Annotated in this window: 17 protein-coding genes and 1 pseudogene; 12 read left to right on the forward strand and 6 right to left on the reverse strand. The window is 76.4% G+C overall.

The features are described 5' to 3' along the window. Nucleotides 1-1,142 (forward strand): aldehyde dehydrogenase family protein (locus AC5FZL_RS11010; protein WP_493618630.1); only part of this gene is annotated, 1,142 nt, incomplete at its 5' end. Nucleotides 1,143-1,175: 33 nt separating this feature from the next. Here the strand turns inward: AC5FZL_RS11010 and AC5FZL_RS11015 are convergent. The 3 genes and pseudogenes from AC5FZL_RS11015 to AC5FZL_RS11025 all read right to left on the reverse strand — a co-directional run bounded on the left by AC5FZL_RS11015 (nt 1,176) and on the right by AC5FZL_RS11025 (nt 3,040). After that, nucleotides 1,176-1,706 (reverse strand): VOC family protein, encoded by a 531-nt coding sequence (locus AC5FZL_RS11015; protein ID WP_493618646.1) that lies wholly within the window; start codon nt 1,704-1,706, stop codon nt 1,176-1,178. After that, nucleotides 1,707-2,180: pseudogene (locus tag AC5FZL_RS11020) on the reverse strand (methylated-DNA--[protein]-cysteine S-methyltransferase); the annotation flags it as partial. Nucleotides 2,181-2,449: 269 nt separating this feature from the next. Next, a complete protein-coding gene (locus AC5FZL_RS11025; RefSeq protein ID WP_493618631.1) occupies nt 2,450-3,040 on the reverse strand; it encodes a hypothetical protein in 591 nt (196 codons plus the stop codon). Between the two features lie 27 nt (nt 3,041-3,067). Here AC5FZL_RS11025 and AC5FZL_RS11030 point away from each other — a divergent pair, with 27 nt between their 5' ends. The 7 genes from AC5FZL_RS11030 to AC5FZL_RS11060 all read left to right on the forward strand — a co-directional run bounded on the left by AC5FZL_RS11030 (nt 3,068) and on the right by AC5FZL_RS11060 (nt 7,048). Further along, nucleotides 3,068-3,853 (forward strand): endonuclease/exonuclease/phosphatase family protein, encoded by a 786-nt coding sequence (locus AC5FZL_RS11030; protein WP_493618632.1) that lies wholly within the window; start codon nt 3,068-3,070, stop codon nt 3,851-3,853. Between the two features lie 50 nt (nt 3,854-3,903). Further along, complete coding sequence (locus tag AC5FZL_RS11035) at nt 3,904-4,344, forward strand: nitroreductase family deazaflavin-dependent oxidoreductase (protein ID WP_493618633.1); 441 nt, start codon at nt 3,904-3,906, stop codon at nt 4,342-4,344. An 11-nt stretch (nt 4,345-4,355) separates the two neighbouring features. After that, nucleotides 4,356-4,847: a hypothetical protein gene (locus AC5FZL_RS11040; RefSeq protein WP_493618634.1), complete on the forward strand. Its 492-nt coding sequence runs from the start codon at nt 4,356-4,358 to the stop codon at nt 4,845-4,847. 13 nt (nt 4,848-4,860) lie between these two features. Next, the gene (locus AC5FZL_RS11045; protein WP_493618635.1) at nt 4,861-5,658 is read left to right on the forward strand and encodes an LOG family protein; all 798 of its coding nucleotides are present in this window, start codon (nt 4,861-4,863) and stop codon (nt 5,656-5,658) included. 99 nt (nt 5,659-5,757) lie between these two features. Next, nucleotides 5,758-6,264 carry a DUF2382 domain-containing protein gene (locus AC5FZL_RS11050; protein ID WP_493618636.1) on the forward strand — a complete coding sequence of 169 codons (507 nt, stop codon included), beginning with the start codon at nt 5,758-5,760 and terminating at the stop codon, nt 6,262-6,264. 6 nt (nt 6,265-6,270) lie between these two features. Beyond that, nucleotides 6,271-6,618 (forward strand): hypothetical protein, encoded by a 348-nt coding sequence (locus tag AC5FZL_RS11055; protein ID WP_493618637.1) that lies wholly within the window; start codon nt 6,271-6,273, stop codon nt 6,616-6,618. A gap of 16 nt (nt 6,619-6,634) precedes the next feature. Beyond that, on the forward strand, nt 6,635-7,048 hold the full coding sequence (locus AC5FZL_RS11060) for a YkvA family protein (protein WP_493618638.1): 414 nt from the start codon (nt 6,635-6,637) through the stop codon (nt 7,046-7,048). 6 nt (nt 7,049-7,054) lie between these two features. Here the strand turns inward: AC5FZL_RS11060 and AC5FZL_RS11065 are convergent, their stop codons facing one another. After that, complete coding sequence (locus AC5FZL_RS11065) at nt 7,055-7,492, reverse strand: hypothetical protein (protein ID WP_493618639.1); 438 nt, start codon at nt 7,490-7,492, stop codon at nt 7,055-7,057. Nucleotides 7,493-7,524: 32 nt separating this feature from the next. On the opposite strand from AC5FZL_RS11065, the gene AC5FZL_RS11070 reads away from it, so the two are divergent. Then, entirely contained in the window at nt 7,525-8,133 is a 609-nt protein-coding gene (locus AC5FZL_RS11070; protein WP_493618640.1) for a GNAT family N-acetyltransferase, read from the forward strand. 48 nt (nt 8,134-8,181) lie between these two features. On the opposite strand, the gene AC5FZL_RS11075 is transcribed toward AC5FZL_RS11070, so the two are convergent. Both AC5FZL_RS11075 and AC5FZL_RS11080 read right to left on the reverse strand, forming a co-directional pair. Next, nucleotides 8,182-8,676, reverse strand: coding sequence for an Hsp20/alpha crystallin family protein (locus AC5FZL_RS11075; RefSeq protein WP_493618641.1), 495 nt, complete (start codon nt 8,674-8,676; stop codon nt 8,182-8,184). A 107-nt stretch (nt 8,677-8,783) separates the two neighbouring features. Continuing rightward, nucleotides 8,784-9,578: an SDR family NAD(P)-dependent oxidoreductase gene (locus tag AC5FZL_RS11080; RefSeq protein ID WP_493618642.1), complete on the reverse strand. Its 795-nt coding sequence runs from the start codon at nt 9,576-9,578 to the stop codon at nt 8,784-8,786. A gap of 67 nt (nt 9,579-9,645) precedes the next feature. Between AC5FZL_RS11080 and AC5FZL_RS11085 the strand changes: the two genes are divergently transcribed. The 3 genes from AC5FZL_RS11085 to AC5FZL_RS11095 all read left to right on the forward strand — a co-directional run. Further along, on the forward strand, nt 9,646-11,493 hold the full coding sequence (locus tag AC5FZL_RS11085; protein ID WP_493618643.1) for a glycoside hydrolase family 15 protein: 1,848 nt from the start codon (nt 9,646-9,648) through the stop codon (nt 11,491-11,493). Nucleotides 11,494-11,615: 122 nt separating this feature from the next. Next, nucleotides 11,616-12,047 (forward strand): hypothetical protein, encoded by a 432-nt coding sequence (locus tag AC5FZL_RS11090; RefSeq protein ID WP_493618644.1) that lies wholly within the window; start codon nt 11,616-11,618, stop codon nt 12,045-12,047. Between the two features lie 4 nt (nt 12,048-12,051). After that, a partial coding sequence (locus AC5FZL_RS11095) for a signal peptidase I (RefSeq protein ID WP_493618645.1) occupies nt 12,052-12,520 on the forward strand: 469 nt, incomplete at its 3' end.

Below are 12,520 nucleotides of genomic sequence, written 5' to 3' on the forward strand. Positions count from 1 at the left end.
CCGCCCGGGTCGCGGCCGACATCCTCGACGAGGCGGCCGTGACCGGCGTCCTGGACGCCGGGCGCAACCTCGGCGGGGCGGTCGGCGCCGTCGACGTGGTGCGCCGCGAGCCGCGCGGCCTGGTCGCCGTCATCACGCCGTGGAACGACCCGTTCCCGGCGGCCGCGGGGCTCCTGGCCGCGGCGCTGGTGGCCGGCAACACCGTCGTGCACAAGCCGTCGGAGCGCTCGGCGGCCCCGGGGTACGCGATGGCCCGGCTCATCGCCGCCGCGCTGCCGGCCGGCGTCCTGCAGGTCGTCAGCGGTGACGGGCTCGTCGGCGCGCGGATCGTCGCCGACGAGCGCGTGCACGTCGTGGCCCAGGTCGGCAGCACCGCCACCGGGCGCAAGATCGCCGCCGCGGTCGGCGCGCGCGGGGCGAAGGCGCTGGTGGAGAACGGCGGCAAGGACCCGATCCTCGTCGACGCCGGGGTCGACCCCGCGTGGGCCGCCGCGCAGATCGCCGCGGGCGCGTTCACCAACACCGGCCAGCTGTGCACGTCCGTGGAGCGGGTGTACCTGCACGCCGACGTGGCCGACGCCGTCGTGGCCGAGCTGGCCGCCATCGCCGAGGGCACCGCCGTGCTCGAGCCCACCGACCCGGCGAGCCAGCTCGGCCCGATGGTCGACGAGCGCCAGCTCGCCGTCGTCGCCGCGCACGTGGACGGCGCCCTGGCCGCCGGTGCCCGCGCCGTGGCCGGGGGCGCGCGCCTGGACCGGCCCGGCAGCTGGTTCCCGCCCACCGTCCTCGTCGGGTGCACCGAGGAGATGGCGGTGATGACCGAGGAGACCTTCGGGCCGGTCGCCGCGGTGACCGTCGTCGACTCCTTCGAGCAGGGCCTGCAGCTGGCAGGCTCGGGCGCCTACGGCCTGGCGGCCACGGTGCTGACCCCGGACATGGCGCACGCGATGACCGCCGCGGAGTCGCTCGAGGTCGGCACCGTCAAGGTCAACGCCGTCTGGGGCGGGGCCCCCGGCGGCTCGGCCGACCCGCGCCGCGGCAGCGGCAGCGGCCGCGGCTACGGGCCCGACCTGCTGGGCGAGCTCACGGCGCTCAAGGCCGTGCACCTCGAGCCCGCGCCCCGGGTGCCGCCGGCGTCCTGACCGGCAGCACCTCGAGGCCGCAGCGCCCCGGCCTCAGGCCGGGGCGCTGCCCTCGGCGGCGGCCGGGTCCATCCAGAACGCCTCCCACCGGTGGCCGTCGAGGTCGGCGAAGCTGCGCCCGTACATGAAGCCCTGGTCCTCGGGGTCCTTGGTGGGCTTCGCGCCCGCGGCCACCGCCTTGTCGGCCAGCGCGTCGACGGCCTCGCGGCTCTCCAGGCCCAGGGCCAGGATCGACGCCACCCCCTCGTGCGCGTCGAGCGTCGTCGTGCCGGTGAAGCCCTCGAAGAAGGGCTTGGTCAGCAGCATCGCGTAGATGGTGTCGCTGAAGACGACGCACGCGGCGTTCTCGTCGGTGAACTGCGGGTTGATCGTGAAGCCCAGGGCGCTGAAGAAGCCCTTGGAGGCCTCGAGGTCGGCCACGGGCAGGTTGACGAAGATCTTGGGGAACGCAGCAGCAGCCACGGCGGGTCTCCTCCGGGTCGGTCGGGCGGGGCTCGTCCCCGCCGCCCGTGCAGACCGCCGCGGCGCGGCGGACTCATCGCTGGCGGCCTCGACCCCCTCCATCGCGAGCAGCCAGCGCTTGCGCTCGACCCCGCCGGCGTAGCCGGTGACCGCACCGGCGCGCCCGAGCACCCGGTGGCACGGCACGGCCAGGCACTGCGGGTTGCGCCCGATCGCCGCGCCGACGGCCCGTCCGGCGCCCGGGTGGCCGACCGCGGCGGCGATCTCGCCGTAGGTGCGCGTCTCGCCGCGGGGGATCGCCGCCACCTGCTGCCACACGCGCTGCTGGAAGGCGGTGCCGCCGGGCGCCGCCAGCGGCACGTCGACCGACGGGGCGCTCCCGTCGAGGTAGGCACGCACCGCCGCCGCGGCCCGGGCCAGCGCCGGGTCGTCGTCCTCGGCCCGCTCGCCCAGGCGCGCCGGCGTCGGCGCCGGCACGTGGTCGGGCAGGTACAGGCCCGCCAGGGCGCCGGCGTCGTCGACGACGAGGGTCAGCGGGCCGATCGGGGAGTCGGTGGTGGTGTGCCGCAGCGCCATCGCCCCAGCATGGCCGCGCGGGAGGTGCCGCGGGGCCGGCGTCCGCCGCCCTGTGGACGACCGGCGCCGAGCGGTGCACGGCCGTCGACCGGGGACGCCGAGCGGTGCCGACCGAGCAGTTCCGCGCGGCTGCGCGTCCCCGGTCAGCGCACCACGCGCGACTGGGTGGGATCACACCCGCTCCTGGCGAGCGTGAGGCGTCCCTGTGCCCACCAGACGGGCACAGGAACGCCCCGCGCTCGGAGGAGGAGGAGGAGGCGGCAGGGGAGTCAGGCCGCGGAGGCGTCTGCGGGCTCGACGACGCCGAGCCGCTCGAGCAGCACGAGGAACGCCGCTGCGAAGTCGTTGGACGCCGTCCGGGTGCGGACGGCGTCCCAGTCGACCTGCTCGCGCAGCGCCCGGGCCACCGGCAGCAGGCGGCCGAAGTCGCAGTAGTGCTCGGTGAGGGCGGAGAGCTTGCCGGCGACCACGTCGGTGGCGTTGAGCACCGGCATGATCACCGACAGCACGGGCATCGTGTCGGAGCGGTCGAGGAGGTCCTGCTCCACCGGGGCGTCGCACAGGCGCCACAGCACGTCGACGAAGGACTCCGCGCCCTCGGCGGCGCGCACCTTGAACAGCCAGTCCTCCGGGGGGCGCTCCACCCACAGCCCGGCGCCGCTCAGCGCCTCGGCCGCGCGGTCGGCGTCCTCGGCGGCGACGAGGAAGTCGGCGTCGTGGCTCGGCTCCGGGGCCCCGCGCGCCCAGGCGGCGTACCCGCCGCACAGCGCGAACGGCACCTCCGCGCGCTTGAGGCCGACGGCGGTCAGCTTGAGCGCCTCGCGGAGCTCGTCCTGCGGGGAGGCGTCTGGAGTGGACACACCAGCGTTGTACCCAACACTCGGCTCATGCGCCTGGCGACCTTCAACATCCTCCACGGCCGCTCGCCCGCCGACGGGCGGGTCGACGTCCCCCGCTTCCGCGACGCCGTCGCCTCCCTCGACGCGGACGTGCTCGGGCTGCAGGAGGTCGACCGCGACCAGCCGCGCTCGGGCGGCGCGGACCTGACCGCCGTGGCGGCCGAGGCGATGGGCGCGGTCGCGCACCGGTTCGTCGCCGCGCTGTCGGGCACCCCCGGGGCGACGTGGATGGCGGCGACCGGGCAGGAGCAGCCCGGCACGGCGGCCTACGGCATCGCGCTGCTGTCGCGCTACCCGGTCGCCTCCTGGCAGGTCGTGCGGCTCCCGGAGCTGCGGGGGAGGGTGCCGGTGTGGTTCCCCGGGCGCCGGCGGCCGGTCCTGGTCACCGACGAGCCGCGGGTGGCGGTGGTCGCCGACGTCGAGGCCCCCGCCGGCCGGGTCACCGTGGCCGTGACGCACCTGTCGTTCGTGCCCGGGTGGAACGTCGTGCAGCTGCGCCGCCTGGTGCGCGCCACCGCGCCCGTGCCGGGCCCGGTGGTGGTCATGGGCGACCTCAACCTCGCGGGCGAGCGTCCCGCGCGGCTGACCCGGATGCGCCCGCTCGCCAGCGCCCCGACCTTCCCGGTCGAGTCGCCGGAGCGCCAGCTCGACCACGTCCTCGCCCGGGGCGGCCTGCGCGCCACCGGCCCCGCCCGAGCGCCCGCGCTGGCCCTGTCCGACCACCGCCCGCTCGTCGTCGACGTCGAGCTCGAGCTGCCGGTGGCGAGGGGGTGAGCAGCGGGCCGGTGCAGCGCGCAGTCGGCCCGGCGGTGTTGACTGGGCCCATGCCTCTGAGCGGTGAGTACCAGCCGAGCCCCGAGCAGTGGGTGCGCGACCAGGTCGAGCTCTACGAGAGCTCCGGCGGGACCGAGGGGACCACGCTGCGCGGGATGCCCGTGGTCATCCTCACCACCGTGGGCGCGAAGTCGGGCGGGCTGCGCAAGACGCCGCTCATGCGGGTCGAGCACGAGGGCCGCTACGCGGTCGTCGCCTCGCTCGGCGGCGCCCCCAAGCACCCGGTCTGGTACTACAACGTCCTGGCGGACCCCCACGTGGAGCTCCAGGACGGCCCGCACCGCCAGGACATGACGGCGCGCGAGGTCACCGGCGAGGAGAAGGCGCAGTGGTGGGAGCGCGCCGTGGCGGCCTACCCCGACTACGCCGACTACCAGGCGAAGACCGAGCGCGAGATCCCCGTGTTCGTGCTCGAACCGGTCGCGGCGTGAGGGAGGGAGGCGTGGTGGTCACCTCCTGGCGCCAGGCCCCGGCCCCGGTGCGCGCGATCGCGGTGGCGGTGGTGGACGCCGTGGCCGCCGCCCGCGCCGAGCACCGCGAGGTCTTCGACGACGCCGTCGCGCAGCTGGCCGCGCAGGACCCGGCCCGCGTGCAGGTGCTCCTCGGCGACGTCGTGCGGATGCTGCTCGAGGAGACGCACCTCGACGGCCTGAGCGGCGACGACGTCGCCACCGTGCTCGACGGCTGCGTGCGCTCGGCGGCCCCGTGGTTCCCCGAGGTCGACCCCGGCGTCCTCGTCGTGCTGCTCGTGGGCGCCCTCGGCGTGCACGGCGGCGAGGAGGACGAGCCGCGGGAGATCACCGCCCTCGAGGTGGCCCAGCACGCCCCGCTGCTGGTCGCCGACCTGCTGGCCTTCCGGGCCGTGCCCCTGGACGGCTACCTCGACGCCGCCATCGCCGAGCTCGCCCGAGCCGAGACCGTGGAGATGCCGTGAACCGGGAGGTGCGATGACCCGTCGCGAGGACGAGCGCTACCACCAGGGCCCGGTGACCTTCCGGCGCGAGATGGTGCCGCAGGCCACCACCGACCAGCACCTGCTCGACGGGCGGAGCCAGGCGAGCTGGCTGCACGAGGACCCCTGGCGGGTGCTGCGCATCCAGAGCGAGTTCGTCGAGGGCTTCGGCGCCCTCGCCGAGCTGGGGCCCGCGGTGAGCGTCTTCGGCTCCGCGCGCACGTCCGTCGACGCCCCGGAGTACGCGCAGGGCGTCGCCGTCGGTGCGGCGCTGGCCCGCGCCGGCTACGCCGTCATCACCGGCGGCGGCCCGGGCGCCATGGAGGCGGCGAACCGCGGCGCCAGCGAGGCCGGCGGCGTCTCCGTCGGCCTGGGGATCGAGCTGCCCTTCGAGCAGGGCATGAACGAGTGGGTGGACCTCGGCGTCCACTTCCGCTACTTCTTCGCCCGCAAGACGATGTTCGTCAAGTACGCCGACGGCTTCATCGTGCTGCCCGGCGGCTTCGGCACCTTCGACGAGCTCTTCGAGGCGCTGACCCTCGTGCAGACCCGCAAGGTCACGCGCTTCCCGCTCGTGCTCGTCGGCACCGCGTACTGGGGCGGGCTCCTGGACTGGCTGCGCAGCACGGTCCTCGACAAGGGCGCGATCTCTGCCACCGACCTCGACCTGATCACCCTCACCGACGACGTCGACGAGGCGGTGGAGGTCATCGTCTCCGCCGCGGGCCGCAACCGCGACAGCGAGGCGCGGGCCGTCGAGGCGCTCGGCGACGAGGGCGGCGACCCCAGCTGAGCGCCGGTCCGCCGCTGCTCCCAGCGGCGGACCGGGCCCCGCTCTGGGATGCTGGGCGCCCGTACCAAGGTGCACGACTCCCGCCCGAGGAGGGCCCCGGTGGACCAGATCGACGCCGACCGCACCGTCTCCGACCGCCTCGAGGTGGTCCGCTCCGAGGAGCAGCTGCGCGTGGAGTCCGCGCGCCGTCCCTACCAGCGCGTCGTCGTCCGCCGGCGGGTGGTGACCGAGACCGTCGTGCAGCGGGTCGAGGTGCAGGTGCGCCGCGAGGTCCTCGAGGTCGAGCGGACGCCGATCGACGACCCCGCCGGCACCCTGGACGTGCTGCCCGGCGACGAGCTGCTGCGCGACCCGCTGTCGCCCGACGCCGTGCTGGAGATCGTCCTGCACGAGGAGCGCCCCGTGGTCGGCGTGGAGGTGGTGCCGGTCGAGCGCGTGCGGATCATCACCGAGAAGGTCCGCGGCGAGCAGGTGGTGAGCGCGGACCTGCGCTCCGAGCGCGTCGACATCGACGTGAGCGGCTCGGCGACCGGCTCCGTCACCCGCCCCGCCACCGGCCCCGCTGCCGGCCCCGCTGCTGGCTCCGTCGTCGACCAGCGGGCCTGAGCGCCGGTGGTCGACCGGGGCCGCACCGCGGTCGTGCGCGGGCTCGCCTCCGTGGCCGTGGCCACGGCGGAGAGCGGGGGCACCGAGGACGCCGCGCGCCTGCAGATGATCCAGGTGCTGCGGGCCCACGGCACCGCAGACCCCGCGCTGGCGCACGAGGCGGCCGCCGCCGTGGCCGACCAGGTGCGCGCGGGCGAGGAGCTCGACGGCCCGGCCGAGGAGCCGGCCCTCGACGAGGCCGAGGCCCAGCGGGTGCGCGAGGCGCTGGGGGTGCCGAGCGCCTCCGAGCAGCTGGTGGCGGCCCTCGTCGCCCGCGAGTGGCTGGAGCGCTTCGCCGCCGACCTGGCCCGCTGACCCCCCCGGGTGAGCGGTGGTTGACGCCGCGGGCCGGGCCTGGCCGCTGCTGGCCGGCGCGGCCGGGGGCCTGCTGCTCGCCTGGCTCGCGCTGCTCGCCGTCCTCTGGTGGCGGCGCCCGGACGACGTCCGCCTGGCCGAGGCGCTGCGCCTCCTGCCGCAGGTGGTCGGCCTGCTGCGCCGCCTGGCCGGCGACCACGACCTGCCGCGCGGGGTGCGGGTGCGCCTGGTCCTGCTCCTGGCCTACCTGGCGATGCCCTTCGACCTGGTGCCCGACGTCATCCCGGTGCTCGGCCAGGTCGACGACGCCGTGGTCGTCGTCCTCGTCCTGCGCTCGGTGGTGCGGGCCGCGGGACCGCAGGCGCTGGAGCGGCACTGGCGCGGCAGCCCGGCCGGCCTGCTCGCGCTGCGCCGGCTGGCCGGGGCATGAGGGGGCTCAGGCCCACCCGGCCGCGAGCAGCTCGTCGGCGTCCAGGTGGTCGAGCACCGGTCGCAGCTGCGCCGCGGAGAGCCAGGAGGGGTTGCTGCCCGCCGGCATCCGCACCACCTCGGCGCTCGCGAACGGCGTGGCGAGCAGGTGCGCGCGCGGCACGGGGTCGACGAGGCGGTGCAGGGCGACCTCGACGGTGAGGGCGTCGTCCGGTGGGCCGGCCAGCACCCCCACGGCGTGGACGCCGGGGTCCCGGCGCCCGCTGAGCCAGAGCAGGCAGCGCTGGCCCGGGGCCATCAGGCCCAGCCGGTAGGAGCGCCGCACGCAGCGGCCCACCTGGGCGGTGGTCCCGGGCTGCCAGCCCGCCGCGACCGCCGCCGGCGGAGCGCTCGTCTTGAGCACCCAGCACGCGACGTCCGCCCCGGTCAGCCGCTGCCCGTCCACGCGCCCATCCTCCCCGTCGTACGGTGCGGGGCGTGCGCCTCCCCCGAGCGACCCTGCGCCCCTACCGCGACGGCGACCGCGACGCCGTCTACGACATCTGCGTGCGCACCGGGGACGCCGGCGAGGACGCGACCGGCCAGCACCCCGACGACGACCTGCTGCCCGACGTGTACGCGGGGCCGTACCTGGCGCTCGAGCCGGACCTCGCCCTGGTGCTCGACGACGGCGAGCGCGCCGTGGGCTACGTGCTCGGCACCGCCGACACGGCCGGCTTCGTCCGGGCCTGGCGCCGGGACTGGCTGCCGGGCTTCGCGCAGCGCCACCCCGCCCCGGCAGGCCCGCCCCGGACGCCGACCGAGCACCTCGTCGTGCGCGGCCACGAGCCTGAACAGATGCTCGTCCCCGGGCTGGAGGGCCACCCTGCCCACCTGCACGTCGACCTGCTGCCCGACCACCAGGGCCAGGGCCACGGCGCCGAGCTGGTGCGGGCCCTCCTCGCCCTGGTGGCGGCCCGCGGCGCCGCCGCGCTGCACGTGGGGGTGGACCCGCGCAACGCGCGGGCCCGCGGCTTCTACGCCCGCCTCGGCTTCACCCCGGTGCCCGGGGCGCCGGACGGGTACTTCGGGATCCCGACCCGCTGACGGCGCTGCGGCGCCCGGTCGGGGGACCGGGCGCCGCAGCGGAGGTGCTCAGGCCCGGTCGGCCTGGGGCGCCTCGACCTCAGCGGCCTCCGCGGCCTCCGCCGGCTGGGAGGCCTCGACGGCCGGGACGTCGCTGGTGATGGCGACGCGGACGGTCTCCGGCTGCACGGGCGCGGGGAACATCCCCGCCACGCGCACCCGCAGGACGCCGGCCTCGTAGGAGGCGGTCACGGCGTCCGCGCCGACGCCCTCGGGCAGCGCGACGGTGCGGGAGAAGCGGGTCTCGCGCCGGACCGGGCCGCTCGTGGAGCGGCGGGTGCCGGCGACGGTCAGCGCGCTGCCGGTGACCTCGACCGACAGGTCGCGCGCGGCGTCGAGGCCCGGGGCCTCGACGGTGAGGACGCCGTCCTCGCCGTCGCGCTCGAGGGCCACGGCCGGAGCCGCGGGGACCGCCAGCGCGAGCGGGGCGAGGGCGAAGGGGGAGAACAGGTCGCGGCGGGCGGCGGAGGGCCGCGCCGGGCGGCGGATGACGAGCGTGCTCATGGTCGGTCTCCTCGTGCGGTGGTGCTGCTGGCACCGGTGCGGCGCCATCGAGGTGTTCAACGTGAGTCGACCCGACTCAATTCCCGTCGCCACCTGCGGCGGAGGCGTCAGGGGAGGATGGCGTCGACGTAGCCGCCGTCGACCCGCAGGGCCCCGCCGGTGGTCGCCGAGGCCTGGTCGGAGGCCAGGTAGACGACCATGTTCGCGATCTCCTCGGGGCGGATGAGTCGCTGGAGCAGCGAGTTCGGCCGGTGCTCGGCCATGAACCGCTCCTCCGCCTGCTCCCACGGCAGGTCGGTGCCGACGAGCTGGCCCACGAAGTCCTCGACCCCCTCGGTGCGGGTGGGGCCGGCGACGACGGTGTTCACCGTGACGCCCGTGCCGGCCACCGCCTTCGCGTACCCGCGGGAGACGGCCAGCAGCGCCGTCTTCGTGACGCCGTAGTGCACCATCTCGGCCGGCACGACCACCGCGGAGTCGCTGGCGAGGAAGAGCACCCGCCCCCAGCCGCGCTCGACCATCCCGGGCAGGTGCTGACGGGCCAGGCGCACCCCGGACAGCACGTTGACCTCGAAGTAGCGCCGCCACTCCTCGTCGTCGACCTCGAGCACCGGGCGCGGGCCGAAGATCCCCAGGTTGTTGACGAGCACGTCGACCCGCGGCACGGCCTCCAGCACCCGGTCGGCGCCCTCCGCGGTGGCGACGTCGGCCGCGACGGCCCGCAGGTCGGCGCCCGGCACCTCGCGCCGCAGCTCGCCCAGCACCTGCTCCAGCCGGGCGGCGTCGCGCCCGTTGAGGACGGTCGAGGCGCCGGCGCGCGCGAGCCCCACGGCGATCGCGCGCCCGATGCCCTGGCTGGAGCCGCTGACGAAGGCGGTGCGTCCGGTCAGGTCGAGATCCACGCCCCCATCCTGCGCAGGTCGCGGGGGCTGCGCAGGATGGGGGGCGCCGCCCACCCCAGGAGACCGCATGGCCGCGCCCGAGCTCGACCCCACGACGTCCGCACCGCCGCGGCCGCCCTCGCGGACGTCCCCGCGCGTCGACGGGTACGCCGACCTGCGCTCCTACGCCCCGATCGGCGACACCCGCACGGTCGCGCTGGTCGCCCTCGACGGCTCCGTCGACTGGTGGCCGATCCCGGACCTCGACTCCGACCCGCCCTTCGCCGGCGTCCTCGACGCGACGAACGGCGGGCGCCTGGAGCTCGCCCCGGTGGAGCCGTTCACGACGGTGCGCCGCTACCTGCCCGGCACGAACGTGCTGGAGACCACCCACACCACCGCCTCCGGCGTGGTCCGCGTCACCGACGCGCTGAACACCGGGGTCTCCGGGCGCCTGCCGTGGGCGGAGCTCGCCCGGCGCGTGGAGGGGGTGGAGGGCCGGGTCGAGGTGCGCTGGGCCGTGGCGCCGGGCACCTGCCTCAACGGCGCGTCGCCCTGGGCGCGGGAGACCGTGCACGGCACGGTGCTGCGCGTCGACGGGGTGACGATGGCGGTGCGCCTGCTGGGGGAGGGGCAGGTCGAGGAGACGGACCGGGCCGTGCGCGGCACCCTCACCACGGCGCCGGGCTCCCGGCACCTCGTCGGGGTGGTCGCCTCCTCCGGCGAGCCGCTGCACCTCTCCGCGCCCGAGGACGTCGACGCCGGCCTGGACCGCACCGTCGCGGACTGGGAGCGGTGGTCGGCGCAGTTCTCCGCCGACGGCGGGCAGTGGGCCGAGGCCGTGCAGCGCAGCGCGCTGGTGCTCAAGATGCTCATCCACGGGCCGAGCGGCTCGGTGGCCGCCGCGGCCACGACCTCGCTGCCCGAGAGCCTGCAGGGGGGCAAGAACTGGGACTACCGCTTCGCCTGGGTGCGCGACGCGGCGTACACGCTGAAGGCGCTGTTCCGGTTCGGCCTGCGCGAGGAGACCCACGCGGCCACCAGCTGGCTGCTGCGCACCATCGACCGGCAGGGCCGGCAGATGCAGGTCTTCTACCGCCTCGACGGCGAGCTGCCCCAGCCCCACCAGCTGCCCGAGGCGCCGGGCTGGCGCGGGATCGGCCCGGTGGCCACCGGCAACGGCGCGGCGAGGCAGCTGCAGCTGGGGGTGTTCGGCGACCTCTTCGACACCGTCCGCCTGTACGTGGACAACGGCCACGTGCTCAACACCGACACCGGCCACCTGCTCGCCGAGATGGCGGACCTGGCCTGCGACGTGTGGCGCCGCCGCGACGCGGGCATGTGGGAGCTGGAGCGCGAGGAGCACTACACCTCCTCCAAGCTCGGCTGCTGGCAGGCGCTGCGCTGCGCCGTGCACCTGGCCGAGGCGGGGCAGATCCCCGGCGACCCCACCCGGTGGGCCCGCGAGGCGGAGCGGATCCGCGCGTGGGTGGAGGAGCACTGCTGGTCCGAGCAGCGCCGCAGCTACGTGTGGTTCCCCGGCAGTGACGACCTCGACGCCTCGGTGCTGCTGCACGCCGGCAGCGGGTTCGACACGGGGGAGCGGATGTCGGCGACGATCGACGCGCTGCGGGCCGAGCTGAGCAGCGGCCCCCTCATGCACCGCTACAGCGGGGCGCAGGAGGAGGAGGGCGCGTTCCTGGCGTGCTCGTTCTGGACCGTCTCGGCGCTGCACCTGGTCGGGCGCACCGACGAGGCCCGCGCCCTCATGGCCGAGCTGGTGCCGCTGGCCAACGACGTCGGCGTCCTCGCCGAGATGATCGACCCCGCGGACGGCGCGTTCCTGGGCAACCTGCCGCAGGGCCTGAGCCACCTCGCGCTGATCGGGGCCGCGCTCGACCTGGAGGAGCCCGGCGCGAGCAGCGGCGCCGGCTGAGCCGCCGCGGCGCGGTTGGGCCGGACGGGTGGTGCGGCGCCCGTCCGGCCCCAGGTGGCGGCGCGCGGTGTCGACATCCCGAGCGAACCGGTCCACGAGGGCCGCAGCCCAGGGAGCTCCCCATGCGCACCACGACCAAGATCGTCTCCGCCCTCGCCGCCGCCGGCGTGGTCGCCGCGGCCGGCTCGGCCTTCACCGGCACCGGTGTCACGACGACCGGCCGGGCCAGCCAGGCGCAGTTCGTCGGCGGCACCGTGACCCAGGCGGTCACCGGCGCCACGCTGGACAACATCCAGTACCACTTCGTGGACGACGCGAAGCGGACCGTGGACACGATCACCCTCCAGTTCACCGGCGCCGAGGCCGTGGACAAGGCCGTCACCGCGGCCGTCACCGGGTCCGACCAGGACCTGTTCACCTGCACCGCGGTCACCGCGGCCCTGCCGGACTCGGTCTCGGTCTGCACGGTCGACCTCACCGGTGGCGACCCCGACCTCGACGGCGGCTACACCGGCGTCGACGACCTCGCGATCACCGTCGCGTCCTCGCAGTAAGCCCGTGACCCGACCCGCAGCGGCCCTCGCCGCCGTCACCGCCCTCGTGGTGGTGGCGGCGGCGGTGGTGCTGCTCACGGGTCGGGTGGCGCTGGTGACCACGCACGGCGTGAGCATGGAGCCGACCTACACGCAGGGCGACCTGGTGGTGGTGGCGCAGCTCCCGCCCTACCGCGTCGGGGACGTCGCGGCCTACCGCGGCACCGAGGCCGGCCTGGTGGTCCTGCACCGGATCGTCGACGGCGACGCCGCCGGGTACGTGCTGCAGGGCGACAACAACGAGTCCGTCGACCCGATGCGCCCCCCGGCCGACGACGTGATCGGGCGCGCGGTCCTCCACGTGCCCGGAGCCGGCACGTGGCTGCAGCGCCTGACCGGCCCCGCGGGCGCAGGAGCCAGCGCGGCTGCGGTCCTGCTCACCGGCGGATCGGCGGCCTCCCGCCGGCGTCGCGGCGCGGAAAGCCCGCGCCTGT

This window comes from Quadrisphaera sp. DVD1 (genome assembly GCF_058932755.1).

What these genes read in the sequence shown, in the direction of transcription:
- AC5FZL_RS11015 (WP_493618646.1), bottom strand. Translation starts at nt 1,706, where the DNA reads ATGGAGGGGGTCGAGGCCGCCAGCGATGAGTCCGCCGCGCCGCGGCGG.
- AC5FZL_RS11045 (WP_493618635.1), top strand. Translation starts at nt 4,861, where the DNA reads ATGACCCGTCGCGAGGACGAGCGCTACCACCAGGGCCCGGTGACCTTC.
- AC5FZL_RS11075 (WP_493618641.1), bottom strand. Translation starts at nt 8,676, where the DNA reads ATGAGCACGCTCGTCATCCGCCGCCCGGCGCGGCCCTCCGCCGCCCGC.
- AC5FZL_RS11035 (WP_493618633.1), top strand. Translation starts at nt 3,904, where the DNA reads ATGCCTCTGAGCGGTGAGTACCAGCCGAGCCCCGAGCAGTGGGTGCGC.
- AC5FZL_RS11030 (WP_493618632.1), top strand. Translation starts at nt 3,068, where the DNA reads ATGCGCCTGGCGACCTTCAACATCCTCCACGGCCGCTCGCCCGCCGAC.
- AC5FZL_RS11085 (WP_493618643.1), top strand. Translation starts at nt 9,646, where the DNA reads ATGGCCGCGCCCGAGCTCGACCCCACGACGTCCGCACCGCCGCGGCCG.
- AC5FZL_RS11090 (WP_493618644.1), top strand. Translation starts at nt 11,616, where the DNA reads ATGCGCACCACGACCAAGATCGTCTCCGCCCTCGCCGCCGCCGGCGTG.